Source organism: Affinirhizobium helianthi, from assembly GCF_042680945.1.
In the GTDB taxonomy this organism is placed as follows: domain Bacteria; phylum Pseudomonadota; class Alphaproteobacteria; order Rhizobiales; family Rhizobiaceae; genus Neorhizobium; species Neorhizobium helianthi.
This window is the reverse complement of record NZ_JBHUEQ010000023.1, coordinates 39,702-53,863: the sequence shown is the minus strand read 5'-3', so window position 1 is coordinate 53,863 and position 14,162 is coordinate 39,702. Positions and strand designations below refer to the sequence as shown.

Annotated in this window: 6 protein-coding genes; 2 read left to right on the top strand and 4 right to left on the bottom strand. The window is 59.2% G+C overall.

Annotated features, from left to right (window positions below; all coding sequences use genetic code 11):
* Positions 1 to 39: 39 nt before the first annotated feature.
* Positions 40 to 8,523 (bottom strand): glycoside hydrolase family 94 protein, encoded by an 8,484-nt coding sequence (locus tag ACFSE1_RS12395; RefSeq protein ID WP_377401575.1) that lies wholly within the window; start codon positions 8,521 to 8,523, stop codon positions 40 to 42.
* A 592-nt stretch (positions 8,524 to 9,115) separates the two neighbouring features.
* Between ACFSE1_RS12395 and ACFSE1_RS12390 the strand changes: the two genes are divergently transcribed.
* Entirely contained in the window at positions 9,116 to 10,279 is a 1,164-nt protein-coding gene (locus ACFSE1_RS12390) for a M20 aminoacylase family protein (protein ID WP_377401572.1), read from the top strand.
* Positions 10,280 to 10,347: 68 nt separating this feature from the next.
* Here the strand turns inward: ACFSE1_RS12390 and ACFSE1_RS12385 are convergent, their stop codons facing one another.
* Entirely contained in the window at positions 10,348 to 10,500 is a 153-nt protein-coding gene (locus ACFSE1_RS12385; protein ID WP_377401569.1) for a hypothetical protein, read from the bottom strand.
* Between the two features lie 152 nt (positions 10,501 to 10,652).
* Between ACFSE1_RS12385 and ACFSE1_RS12380 the strand changes: the two genes are divergently transcribed.
* A complete protein-coding gene (locus ACFSE1_RS12380) occupies positions 10,653 to 11,753 on the top strand; it encodes an NAD(P)/FAD-dependent oxidoreductase (protein WP_377401566.1) in 1,101 nt (366 codons plus the stop codon).
* Here ACFSE1_RS12380 and ACFSE1_RS12375 read toward each other — a convergent pair.
* Positions 11,732 to 12,571, bottom strand: coding sequence for an endonuclease/exonuclease/phosphatase family protein (locus tag ACFSE1_RS12375; RefSeq protein WP_377401563.1), 840 nt, complete (start codon positions 12,569 to 12,571; stop codon positions 11,732 to 11,734). The genes ACFSE1_RS12380 and ACFSE1_RS12375 overlap by 22 nt on opposite strands.
* 59 nt (positions 12,572 to 12,630) lie before the next feature.
* Positions 12,631 to 14,091 (bottom strand): cardiolipin synthase, encoded by a 1,461-nt coding sequence (gene cls, locus ACFSE1_RS12370; protein ID WP_377401560.1) that lies wholly within the window; start codon positions 14,089 to 14,091, stop codon positions 12,631 to 12,633.
* Positions 14,092 to 14,162 lie beyond the last annotated feature (71 nt).

The following is a 14,162-nucleotide window of genomic DNA, read 5'->3' as shown; positions in this document are numbered from 1 at the left end:
GCAAGCCGGGCTTCACTTTACCCTTGGTACACTCCGCAATCAGGTGATTGCAAAGCCCTCGTCTTGCGCAACAGATACACCGTTGATCTTGACTGCCGCGTCACTCGCGCCAGCAGCCTTCTCAACCTTGATGGCAAAGCTCTTGCCATTGAGAGTGAGTGTGGCTTCAAAGCCGGTCCATTCGCTTGGTAGAGCCGGACGAACGAAGAGACGATCTCCCTCACGGCGAATACCGAGGATGCCTTCAACGGCGGCACGGTAGAGCCAGCCAGCAGAACCTGTGTACCAGGTCCAGCCACCGCGACCCGTGAGGTCGCCGACGCCATAGACATCGGCAGCGACAACATAAGGTTCGACACGGTAACGGTCCGCTTCACCCTTGGTTTGTGCATGATTGACCGGGTTGAGGATCTGGAAGGCCTTCCAGGCATCGTCTCCGCGTTTCAGTTCAGCCAATGCCAGAACAACCCAGGTTGCTGCATGTGTGTACTGGCCGCCGTTTTCACGAACACCCGGCGGATAGGCCTTGATATAGCCCGGATCCTTCGGCGTCGTGGCAAGGGCAGGCGTGAAGAGCCGGATGATGCCATCCTTCTCGTCCACCAGCTTTTCCAGAACCGCATCCATGGCCTGACGCTGCCGCTCAGGATCACCCTCGCCGGACAGAACACTCCAGGACTGGCCAAGCGAATCGATGGCGCATTCCAGATTGCCTTCTGCTCCCAGCGGGCTTCCATCGTCGAAATAGCCACGGCGATAGTAGTGACCATCCCAACCGGCGGTTTCCAACGCAGTCTTCAGCGCTTCCAGATGCTGGGTCCAGCGATCGATGCGGGCCTGATCCTTGCGCGCTTCAGCATGCGGCAGGAAGCGCCGCAGTGCTGCCGCCAGGAACCAGCCGAGCCACACACTGGTGCCCTTGCCGCCAACGCCAACGCGGTTCATGCCGTCGTTCCAGTCGCCGCCAAGGATCAACGGCAGGCCGTTCGATCCGGTACGCTTGATCGCGAGATCAAGTGCCAATGCAGCATGTTCATAGACACTGGCCGTCTCTTGCGTCTGTTCCGGCTTATAGAAGGCATCGTGCTGATTGACGGTCAGCGCCGGTCCAGTGAGGAACGGGATCTGCTCATCCAGCACCGAAGCATCGCCGGTGGCCTTGATGTATTGATCGGCAGCATAGGCAAGCCAGACCACATCATCGGAGATGGTGGTGCGGACACCTGCCCCGCTTCCCGGTAGCCACCAATGCTGAACGTCGCCCTCAGGGAACTGACGTCCCGCAGCGGTGACGATCTGGCGGCGCGCCAGATCCGGCTCATGCAGCATGAAGGCCAGCGTATCCTGCAACTGATCGCGGAAACCATAGGCGCCGGAGGACTGGTAGAAGGCGGTGCGCGACATGATGCGGCAGCTGAGTGCCTGATAGGGCAGCCAGTGATTGATCATGTTATCGAGCGCCTTGTCCGGCGTCGAGATCTGCAGGCGACCGGTAAAGTCCTTCCAGAAGGCACGGCCGGTCTCGACCACGGCATCCGTGCTGAGCCCCCGCACCTCTGCGGCCAGCGCCGAGGCCTCATCGCGTGACGCGCAGTCACCCATGAAGAAGGTAACCGCCCTTTCCTCGCCCGGTGCAAGCTCGATATCGCAGGCAAGGGCTGCGCAAGGGGCGCCATCCGGCTCCAGCGAGCCGGAGAGAGCGGATTGTGCGGCAACCGCGACAGGCGAGGTCATCGACCCGAAACGGCCGAGGAATTCGCGACGGCTTGTCGTAAAGCCGGAGGCGGCCACATCCGTTCCGAAGAAGGCAGTGCGCTGATAATCGATGCTGAACGGGTTGGTGGCAAACAGAGCACCGCTGGCCTCATCCCGAGAAGAGAGAATGAAGGGCTGCGTGCGCTGCGGGTTGTTGCCCAGGATCCATTCCGCATAGCCATAAACGCGAAGGCGACGGGCCTGACCGCTGGTATTCTTCAAAACGAGCCTGGAAAGCTTGACCGGACGCTGACGATCCACCGTCTGAGTCACCGTCATCGCAATGCCTTCGTCTTCCGAGCGGAAGATCGAATAGCCAAGGCCATGGCGGGCTTCGAAGCTGACCGCCGGACGACGCGACAAAGCCGCATAAGGCGTGCAGACGACACCGCTTTCGAGATCGGCAACATAGATTGCTTCACCCGGACGGTTCGAAACCGGATCGTTCGACCACGGCGTCAACTGATAGTCGCGCGAATTCTGGCTCCAGGTGAAGGCAGCACCTTCCGCTGAAACGTGGAAGCCGAACTTCTCGTTGGAGATGACATTGATCCACGGATGCGGTGTGGCAGCACCACCCTGCAGACGCACGACATATTCGTCACCGCTGGTGGAGAAACCGCCATAGCCGTTCCAGAAATCGAGATCGGATGCACCGCTCTCATCAGCGACCGTGCCAAAATCGGCTGCAGTGAGCAAGGTGCGGCGATCCGCCTCCACTTCCACACCACGCGGCGCGGAGAAGAGCGAAACAGCGCGGTTGACCTGATCCTCGATCTTGCCGTTGCGCGCATGGAGCACGACGCGCGATGCCGCAATGAGCGCTGCCCATGTGGCATCATCCATCAGGTCACGGCGAAGCGCGAACACCTGCTGGCGGCCTTCGGACTGCCCCAGTCTGCGAATGCTCTCGCTGATATGGTCAATCGCATGCTGCATGTCCTGCGCATAGGAGGCCGGCTTCTCATTGACGATGACCAGATCGGCCATGACGCCACGCGAACGCAGGTATTCCTGGGCAGACAGCGCTTCCTTGACGACTTCCATATCCATCTCATCATTCACACGAAGCGTGAAGATGGGCAGATCGCCGGAGATGGAGAGGCCCCAGAGTTGACGCTGGGACGCAAGGCCGGATTCCACAGTCGCGGCATCCGCACGCAGGTGCATATCCGGATAGACCAGATAGCGACCCAGATGCTGGAAGGCCGCAGCCTGCTGCGAGCTGATACCGATATGGCGCATCTGCACCTGAACGCGGGTCCAGGCCTGGGTGAGTTCGGAGCCGAACGCATCCGGGTGGCGATAGCGCTCAACGGCGATATCCAGTTCCTCGCGGCTCGGCGCGGCAATCGTCCAGAAGATTACACTAACCTTCTTGCCTGCCGGTACGCGTACGACGCGACGCAGTGACAGGATCGGATCGAGCGTGAAACCATCGGTGCCGGAGAATGTTGCATCCGCATCGAAGGCGGCAGCTTCGGCAAGCGTACGGCCACGACCGATGAAGCGACGGCGATCCGTCTCGAATTCAGTCGGACGCGAAGAACCGGCATTGTCGGCCGCCAGATGCGCAAGCTGCATCGACGGCTCATTTGGATTGCGACGATTGCGCCATGCACGGATCACATCGCCACGGCGACCGATTTCCGTGCGGATGAACATGCGCGAGAAAACCGGATGGGCATTGTCATCGTCTTCGTGCGAGAGCACAGGCTCGAGATAGGAGGTGACTTCGATGAAGCGATCTTCCGTGCCCGTGTTCAACAGCGTCAGGCGGCGGCCCTCTGCATCATGTTCCGTGGCGACGATCACTTCGACCGTGCTGGTCAGCGTGCCAACCGTCTTGACGAATTCGGCCTTTTCATCGCCAAACACCGTCTTGACCTTTTCGCCCTCCGCACGGCGCGGCTCAGCAGTAGTCGACCACCACTGGCCCGTTGCCGTGTCGCGCAGGAAGAGGAAGTTGCCCCAGCGATCTTCAACCGGATCGGCCTTCCAGCGGTTTACCGCCAGACCGTTCCAGCGGGAATAGCCGGTACCGGTCGCCGTCAGCATGGTCGAATAATGACCATTTGACAGCAGAACCAGTTCGCGGTCGCGGCCAGCCGGGTTCTGGATCGTGCGCACTTCCGAACGCAGCAGATCGGCCTGGCCCTTGCCGGGCGTTTCCGGCTCGTATTTCGAACCCATGACCGGTACTTCGCGCGGTGCCTTTTCCTGCAACAGCAGTTCGGCAGCTTCCACAACGGGATCCGAGTGGAAGAGTTCGCGCAGCTTTCCATTGTTCACCACGTTGGCAATGGCTGCAATCGACATGCCATGGTGGTGGGCATAATAGTTGTAGACCACAGCGCAGCGCTTGCCTTCCGGCACGCGTGTCGGCGTGAAATCCACTGCATCGTGGAAGCCATAGCGGCCAAGAGCACCCACAGACCGCAGCTTTTGCAGGTTTTCCAGTGCTTCCAGTGGCTTGTACTGGCTGGCGAGGATCGAGGCATAGGGCGCGATGACGGCGTTCTGGCCCAGGCCGCGCTTAAGACCAAGCGTCGGCACACCGAAATTGGTGTACTGGTAGTTCAGGTTATGGTCACGCGCATTGAAAGCCGCTTCCGAAATACCCCATGGGATGTTCAGGCGACGGCCATGATTCATCTGTTCTTCGACGATCAGGTTGTTCGTCTGGTTCAGGATACCACCCTGACGCTCCTGCATGACAAGCGGCGGCATGAGGTATTCGAACATGGAGCCAGACCAGGATATCAGCGCGCCACGCGCACCAATCGGAACCACCTGACGGCCGAGGCGATACCAGTGTTCCGTCGGCAGATCGCCCTTGGCAATCGCGAACAGGCTCGTCAACCGGCACTCGGAGGCCAGAAGGTCGTAGCAGGCCTCGTCGAGATCGTTGCTTTCCACGCGGTACCCGATGGAGAGCAGGCGGCGGTCCTTGCGGTAGAGGAAGGTGAAATCCATCCCGAAGGCAAGCTGGCGGGTGCGATCCCTCAGCTGGATGAGGCGCTGACGCAGCGGCTCGATATTGGTCATATCGAAAGTGCTATCGGCAATATGCGCTTCGCAGGCCTGCACAAGCGATTCCGCCCAGCGGGTCACTTCTGCGGTCTGGTTGGAGCCCACTTCATGATCAAGGTTGGCAGCGAGCTTTTGAATGTCACGCGCCAGAACCGCCAGATTGATGATGCGGATGGAGGCAAATTCGTGTTCACGCTTCACGGCAGCCAAGGCATTGGCAAAGCCGGTGATACGCTCATCCAGACGGCGGCGCAGCGGGCGAACCGTCTTGCGGTCATCCGGCAGTTCCTTCAGCACCTCATCAAGGATACCGGCCACATCGCCGATGCCATCGAGGTTGGCCTGAAGATGCGCCGACGGTGCTTCTGCCCATTCGCGGCAGGCAGAAGAAACGGCAATCAAATGACCGGCAAGATTACCGCTGTCCACGGTCGAGACATAGCGCGGCCCGAGCGTCGCCAGCGTATCCGTATGGTACCAGTTGTAGAGATGGCCGCGGAACTTCTCCATCTTTTCGACGGTCGTGACCGTCTGCTCCAGCCGCTCCAGCGTTTCCTGGAAGCTCAGCCAGCCGAAATGGCGACCTGAAACGACCGAAAGAAGATAGACGCCGATATTGGTGGGCGAGGTACGCTTGGCAACAACCGGCTCCGGCGTTTCCTGGAAGTTATCCGGCGGCAGGTAGTTCTGATCTTCCGTCGTGAAGGCTTCATAGTAGCGCCAGGTGCGGCGGGAGATCTTGCGCAGCTCTATGGAGACAGCCTCCGGTACGAACAACCGGTCTTCCGTCTCTGCCGACTGGCTCACATACCACGCGACAATGGGGGAGAAGATCCACAGCAGGGCAAAGGGAATGCCGACAAGAAATGCGTTATCGGCAGGCAAGGCTGCAAACATGATCGCCAGAATGGCCGCGGCAGGCGCATGCCACATGGAGCGGTAATAGGCTTGCGGGCTGCCTTGCGCCGAGGACTGAACACTTGCAGCGGTCTTCCACTCCAGCATCAGCTTGCGGCTGACGAAGAGACGATAAAGCGAGCGAACAATCGCATCCATCATCATGAAGGCCGAATCGGCGATGAAGACGATGCGAAGCGCAACCTGCGCATTGGCTGAGCGGATATCCGACCAGACCGAATAGAAATGCGCGCGCGGCACAATATCCGTCGAACGCGGCACGATGCCGGTGATGAGCGAAAGTGTCGGAGCGACGAACAGCGAGAAGATCAGCAGGATCTGCCAGATCAGCGCGCCAAAGGGCTCCATGAAATACCAGCCGAGGACAGATGCGAAGAACCAGGCGATCGGTGTGAGCGACCGGCGCAGGTTGTCGATCATTTTCCAGCGGCCAAGCGCAGTGACGCCGCGCATGGGATCGAGAATGTAGGGAAGCAGCTGCCAGTCGCCACGCGCCCAGCGGTGCTGACGCGACACTTCCACCTCGTAGCGGGTGGGGAAGTCCTCAACCAGTTCCACATCGGTAACGAGAGCGCAGCGGGCAAAAGAGCCTTCCAGCAGGTCGTGGCTGAGAACTGCATTTTCTTCGATGCGGCCGCGCAACGCAGTCTCGAATGCGTCGACATGGTAAAGGCCCTTGCCGGTGAAGCTGCCTTCGCCGGTCAGGTCCTGATACACGTCCGACACGGTGAAGACGTAAGGATCGATACCCCGGCTCATCGAATAGACGCGCTGGAAGACGGAAGCATCCTTGCCCGTCGTCAGCGAGGGCGTGACGCGCGGCTGAAGCAGGCCGTAACCGTGGATCACGCGACCGGATTTCGGATCGTGAACCGGACGGTTGATCGGGTGATGCAGCTTGCCGACGAGCTTGGTCACCGCATCGCGCATGAGGCGCGTATCGGCATCCAGCGTCATGACATATTGGACGTTCTCAGGAACGGTATTCGCACCCTGCAGATAGGACGTGTCCTTATCGCCGCGCAGCAGCAGGTTCAGCTCATGCAGCTTGCCGCGCTTGCGCTCCCAACCCATCCAGACACCTTCCGACGGGTTGAACAGGCGGCGGCGATGCAGAAGGTAGAAGCGCTGCTTGCCATCGAAAGCGTAGCGATTACTGAGCGCCGCCACTTCCCGGCGAGCATATTCCAGCACTTCGAGGTCGGCATCGGTCTGCTCGACCGCGCTATCCTTCCAGTCGCTGAGAAGCGCGAAATAGATCTCACCATGCGGATTGGCGAGGTAATGAACTTCGAGATTGCGGATAAGCTCATCAACCGTGTCGCGGTTGGTGATGAGGCACGGAACCACGACCAGCGTGCGCGCCTCTTCCGGAATGCCTTCCTTGAACTCGTAGCCCACGAGCCGCGCCGGCTTCACCACATAGGTGACCAGCGTATTGAAAAGCCCGGTCGCGCCTTCCGAAGCCGGCAGCGAGAACATCAGCAGGAACAGCAGGATGACCGGCCAGGACATGCCGGAATGGGCGAGGAAGCCGCCAACAATGGCAAGGGCCAGGAAGGTGAGGAACAGAACGGGTGCCGCAACGGCAAACCAGTTCATGTTCTGCACAAGGCGAAGCGTCTTCTGCGCAATGTTCGGGGTATAGCCGACGCGCTTTTCCAGCTCCGCACGGTACATGCCATTGAGGAATGCGCCCACATTGGCCTTGTGCGGATCAGGGTTCGGCGCATTCGCCGCTTCCTGAGCCAGCGCAATGGCGGCATGAGCCACCTCGATTTCGGTCTTTTCGCAGTGGCGGGCAAGCTTTTCGATACGGTTGCGATAGGAGTTGCGCGAACCGAAATCGAGATCGTTGTAATCGCTCTGCTCACGCAGAACCTTATCGACCAGGCAGACGTCCTCGAACCAGACGCTCCATTCCGTATCGTCGATTTCACGCAGGCTCTTGATGATATTGCCCATCGTGACATTGCCGGAGGAGAGGCGGTTCTGTTCCGCCATCATCACTTCTTCAGTGTCGGTGCCTGCTGCCGTCAATCGCGCTTCCAGCCATTGAATGGCGAAGCTCGGGGACTGCGAGGCATTGCGCAGGCGATACAGGAACTGCGTGGAGAAGGTGTTGTCATCGGTCAGCGGCTCGATCTTCTTCAGAAGATCGGCGCTGGCAGCTTCGTCGTTCAGCTTGATGATCGCATCGGCAGCATCGTTTGCCTGCTGGCGCATGCGGCGCGAACGTTCAACGCGAATCGAAATACGGCGCAGGTTCTCGATAAGCACGAAACGCAGGAAGGAAGGCAGCGCCCACAGCTCGCCGATTTCCAGCGACTGGTGAACCTGGAAACCCTCCGTCATGGCCGTCAGGTTATCGCGATTGACGGTGCTGTGCGTGTGGGCCACATAAAGCCATGCCAGCGCCAGAACGCGCGGGATCTCCATCGAGCCGACACGCATGGTCGGCAGCTGGCGATAGAACTTGCGCGGAAAATCGCGGCGAACTTCCTGAATAGCCTCTTCCACAATGTAGTGGTTGTCGAGCAGCCACTCGGCGGCAGGCGTGATCGTCGCACCGGCCTCGACATCCTTCGCGGTCGAGCGATAGACGCGCAGGATTTCGCGCTCGTTTTCCTTGTGCCGCTCACGAAACTCGAAATTCATGAAGCCCGGAAGAGATTGCGCACCATCGCGCGCGAGGGCTTCACCGCAACTGCGCAGGGCCTCGGCATTGAAGTAAGTCGCGCGAATCGCTTCGTTATGATCGATCTGCTTGCCTTCAGTTTCACGCGAAGAGGAAGCTGGCGTATTATGAAATGACATCGTGTCGACTTCTGATCATGAGTGGAATGGCGACGAAAGGTCCGGGAGACCCGGCAGGACGTGGTGGTTCAGGACCTTGAATGACGCAAGTTGCGGCCTGGGAGACCGGAGAAGAACGGGACCTCATCGCGCTGGAAGGCGCGGAAAGCACAGATGGAAGACTTGTGTATGGTCAACGGTCTCTCCAAAACTATCACCGTTCGCCTCTAGCCGTGCAGGCATGAATGAAACCTGAACGTTTAAAGCGATTTGATTCATAGAACGCAGTACACAGACGAGGATATCTCAGGGACAGCCCGACCGGACATCCCACAATTCTCTCTGCCTGTTCAGGTTCCATGACACCAAGAACTTCGCTCTTCAAGAGAGTTTCTTTGAACGACCATAGAACCTGAACAAACTCCAAATTAAGACAGGCTGCATGAAACCGTTTCGTCCTGTCAAAGGGGCTGCTATGTCTGGCCGGATAAGCATGTCGTGCGAAATCCTGAAGCGGTTTTGCGAAACGATATGCGTCCAAACAGTGACTTGAAGCGTGAACAGCGAATCTGAAAGAGCGCGAACCGCTTTGGTGAAATGAAAGGGTACCAGAATGACGGTCCATTTCCAGAACGACATGCCGGATCTCGTGGCCGTGCGCCGGTTTCTACACCAGAACCCCGAGCTTGGGCTTTCCGAGTTCAAGACATCGGATTTCATTGCGGAGCATCTGACGGCGCTGGGTTATGAAGTAACGCGAGGCCTCGCCAAAACGGGCCTGGTTGCGACCCTGAAGAACGGCAGCAGCAATCGCGCCGTCGGCATCCGCGCCGATATCGACGCCCTGCCGATTGTCGAGGAAACGGGGCTGGACTATGCCAGCGCGTCGCAAGGGCTCATGCATGCCTGCGGCCATGACGGACACACGGCCATGCTACTGGGCGCCGCCAAGGCATTGGCGGAACGGCGCAACTTCGATGGCACGATCCACCTGATCTTCCAGCCGGCGGAGGAAAATTTCGCTGGCGCGAAACTGATGATCGATGACGGCCTGTTCGAGCGCTTCCCCTGCGATGCGGTCTTCGGCCTTCACAACGACCCGTCCATTCCCTTCGGCAAGATTGCCGTGAAGGAAGGTCCGATCATGGCGGCGGCAGACGAATGCCTCATCGTCGTCAACGGACGTGGCGGCCATGGCGCAGAGCCACAGGACGCATCGGACCCGATTGTTTGCGGCGCAAGCATCATCATGGCTCTACAAACCATCGTCTCCCGCAATCTTCACGCCATGGATCAGGCCGTCATCACTGTGGGCGCCTTCAATTCGGGCAAAGCCAGCAATGTGATCCCGGAGAGAGCGGAACTCGCCCTGACCATTCGCTCCTTCGATCCGAAAGTGCGCGACATGCTGGAAAAGCGCATCCATGAGATCGCTCAAGGCCAGGCCGCCAGCTATGGCATGAGCGTGACGATCACCTATGAGCGCGGCTACGAGCCCACCATCAACCACGCGGCCGAGACAGATTTCGTCCGAGACATTGCAAGCAAGGTGGTCGGCGCAGAAAACGTCATGGAGCTTCCTCGCCCCTCCATGGGCAGCGAAGATTTTGCCTTCATGCTGGCAGAGCGCCCCGGCAGCTACTTCCTGCTAGGCACTGCGCGTTCGGAAAGCGATCCGCCGCTACACCACCCCAAATTCGACTTCAACGACGATGCGCTTCCAATCGGCGTGTCCATGTGGGTGGAGACGGCCGAGACCTTCCTGGCAAAATCCTGACCCCGAATGCAAAACGACCTTCCGCAGGGCAACTGCGGAAGGTCGTCAAATCTTTATCTTCGGAGCGCTCAGGCAAAGACGCCGAGCGTTACCGCCCCGATGAAGGCAATCGCCGCAAAGACGATGAGTGTGGGCAGGAGCGCGGAAACGGGCCGCTTGGCGGCAGCGCTCGAACCCTTGGCAACAAATTCACCTTCAATTCGATGCAGGGTATGGCTCATGTTGTCCTCCCGTCACAATTCTGCCTTATAGGTGAAGAGTAGCTTAAGTCTACTGATTTGATAGACATGGCATTCCTGTTGCACCGCCACTAGGGAAATAATCTTCCAAAGTTGGCCTTGCCGCGCTACATGCGGCTGCCACAGGAGGGGAAATGGCCATGGATATCGATGTCGTGGTGGTTGGAGCCGGGATCCTTGGCCTTGCCATTGCCCGCGAACTGTCCCGCAGCGGATATTCCGCCCTCATCCTCGAAGGTGCAGGCGCAATCGGCACAGGCACCTCATCACGCAACAGCGAAGTCATCCATGCCGGTCTCTATTACCCGCAGGCAAGCCTCAAGGCACGCTTCTGTGTCGAAGGCAGGAAATTGCTTTATGCGTTTTGCGAAAGCCACGGCGTTCCCTTTCAGCGCTGCGGAAAGCTGATCGTTGCGACAAACCCTGCAGAGGTTGGCGCAATTGAAGACCTCCAACGGAGGGGCAAGGCAAACGGCTGCGAGGACCTCCGCCTCCTCTCACGTCACGAGACGTTGGTTCTGGAACCGGAGCTTGAATGCGTGGCAGCGCTGCATTCACCCTCTACAGGCATTATCGACAGCCATAGCTATATGCTGGCCCTCTTGGGCGATGCCGAAGATGCAGGCACTTCGCTCGCGCTGAACACGCCGCTCCTCTCGGCAACGGTCATCCACGGCGGCTTTCGTATTAATGCGGGTGGAGCGGAGCCGATGGAGCTGACCTGCCGGATGCTGATTAACGCCGCAGGCCTTCATGCAAGCCATGTTGCAGCCTCAATAGAGGGGCTTTCGCCTGACGCTTTTCCAAGGACGGGTTACGCCAAGGGCAATTACTTCCTGCTCAACGGTCGCGCACCCTTCCAGCATCTCATCTATCCCGCACCCCAGACGCATGGTCTGGGCGTTCACCTCACCCTCGATCTCGGCGGTCAGGCCCGCTTCGGGCCGGATGTGGAATGGGTGGACAGGATCGATTACCGTGTTGATCCCGCACGGATGGCGGGCTTCGAAGACGCAGTGCGCCGCTATTGGCCAGCCATGCCGAAAGACGCTCTGGTTCCCGGCTACTCCGGTATTCGCCCCAAGATTTCCGGACCATCCGATCCTGCCGCCGACTTTCGTATCGATGGACCGCAGGAGCATGGCATTCAAGGGCTGGTGAACCTCTTCGGCATCGAAAGCCCCGGACTGACCTCTTCCCTTGCACTCGCGCGTTATGTCGCCGGACTGCTCTGATCCGTGCCGGCCGTCAGCGCTGGAAGCTGCAGCATCGCCTTGATCGGCAGATGATCGGATGCCAGCCGGGCCAGAGCCGTATCGTGAACATGAACCTGTTCGATCAGCCCATCATGCGAACACATGATGCGGTCCAGAGCCAGAACAGGCAAACGCGACGGAAAGCTCGGCACAGCGGGCGGCATTCCGCGAAAGCGCGATGAAAGCGAATTGAGCGATGAACGGCTGCCGAGCCGCCATTCATTCAAGTCCCCCATCAGAACAGTGGGGATCTCGGCGCGGGCAGCCAGAAGATCGAGAATCATCCGGGCCTGCTGCTGGCGAGACCGGTTCAACAGGCCAAGATGCGCCGCAACGATCCGCAGACTGGCGCCATCGGCCAGATCCAATTCCGTCAACAGGGCCCCGCGCGGTTCAAGCCCGGGAAGCTTGACCTGATGCACATCGCGCACAATGCCGTTGCGAAAGAACAGCACGTTTCCATGCCAGCCATGCGCCTTGCTGACACCTGCAACCGGCACCGGGCTCAAGCCCGTTTCCCGCTCCAGCCAGTGCAGATCCAGCAGCCCACGCCTCTCGCCAAATCGTGTATCCGCTTCTTGCAGGGCAATCACATCCGGATTGATCTCATGAATGACGGACGCGATGCGGCCCGGATCGAACCGCCCGTCAACACCGACACATTTGTGGACGTTGTAGGAAGCCACCAGCAGGCCGGTCTTTTCCTGTTCTCCGGTGCCATGATCGGAGGCTCCCCGCTTCTTGCGATTGCGGATGCTGGAAATGACTTGGGCGGAAAGGGTTTTCTGCTGGTTCATGCTGCGACGACAAGGAGGTTGGAGGCTAGACACTGCAACGGTGAAACCTGCCCTTTTGTTCAAAGATAGGGAGAACCGAGCCAAAGCACGCGCTCGAAGAGCCGAACCGGGAAGGGTCTGGCGCGCAATTGCTCAAGACTGACTGGCTTTGCGAATTTGATCGTGCGGTCAATACGCGTCTCAAGTTCTTCCGCAAAAGCAAGATCGAAAACTTCAAGATCGACCTCGAAATTGAGGCGCAGCGAACGTGGGTCCAGATTTGAGGAGCCGACATAGGCCCAGCGGCCGTCGATCACCATCAGCTTGGAGTGATTGAAGGGGCCGGAGGCACGCCAGATGCGGCAATCGCCTTTCAGCACCTGATCGAATTGCGCCGTCATGGCGCGGTCCACCAAGGTCAGGTTATTGGCAGCCGGAACGACGATATCGACTTTCACGCCTCTGCGTGCGGCTGTTGCCAATGCGCTGATCAGTTCGCGATCCGGCAGAAAGTACGGAGACACGATGCGAATGGAACTGCGCGCAATGGAAAAGGCGCCCATCAGCATCTTGTGGTTGGTTTCCACGCTTCGGTCCGGCCCGGACGCAACCGCCCGGATAAGCTTCGGCATGCCCGGCCGCTCGCCGGGCGGCTCGATTTCCCAGGCATCTCCTTCCAGAATCTCGCCGCTCGAATAATGCCAATCTTCCGCTGCAATCGAGAAGAGATCTGCCACCACCGCTCCGGTGATGCGAAAATGTGTATCGATCGCGCAGTCTGCGCCCGCGCACTCCTGGGAAAAGCCTTCGCGGATATTCATGCCGCCGGTGAAGGCTATCGCTCCATCCACCACCATGATCTTTCGGTGCGTGCGAAGATTGGCATAGGGCAGACGAAGGCCCATAATGACATTGCCGTTGAAGACGGCAACTTCGCAGCCACCGTCCCTCAAAAGCCCCAGAACGCTCGGCACGGAATAGCGCGCGCCGACCGCATCGATCAGAACGCGTACAGCCACGCCACGCTTCACGGCATCCGCCAGCACCTCGGCAAAACGTTTGCCGATCCGGTCCCGGTCGAAAATATAGGTTTCCAGAATGATGCTGCGCCTGGCAAAACGGATTGCGTGCAGCATCGCCTCATAGGCGGCATCGCCACCATCCAGCAGCTGGATATCGTTGCCGCTCATCAGCTGATGGCGCGTCACCCTGTCGCCCAGGGTTTTCATCGCCAGAAAGCGACGCCCGAAATGGGACGCCACCATCGGATCTTCCGCATCATAGAGATCGAGATGCGCCAGAGCCCCGCCCTGACGCAGCATACGCCGATTGTAGACGACCGAGCGACGAATACGGTTGATACCGGCGATCAGATAGAGCAGCGCACCGATGATGGGAGACAACAGGATCACACCCACCCAGCCAACTGCGGAGCGAACCTCTTCCTTGGTCATGGCAACATGGACCGCGGCCGTCGCACCCATGACGACCGACAGGACAAAAACGATATGCGGCCAGTAGGACGACAGGATCTCGAACATGAGCCAGATATAGGCGCTTGTTCCTCAGACGCAATCTCCTGCCGCCCAACGGTGGCACAAGCGGACGCCTT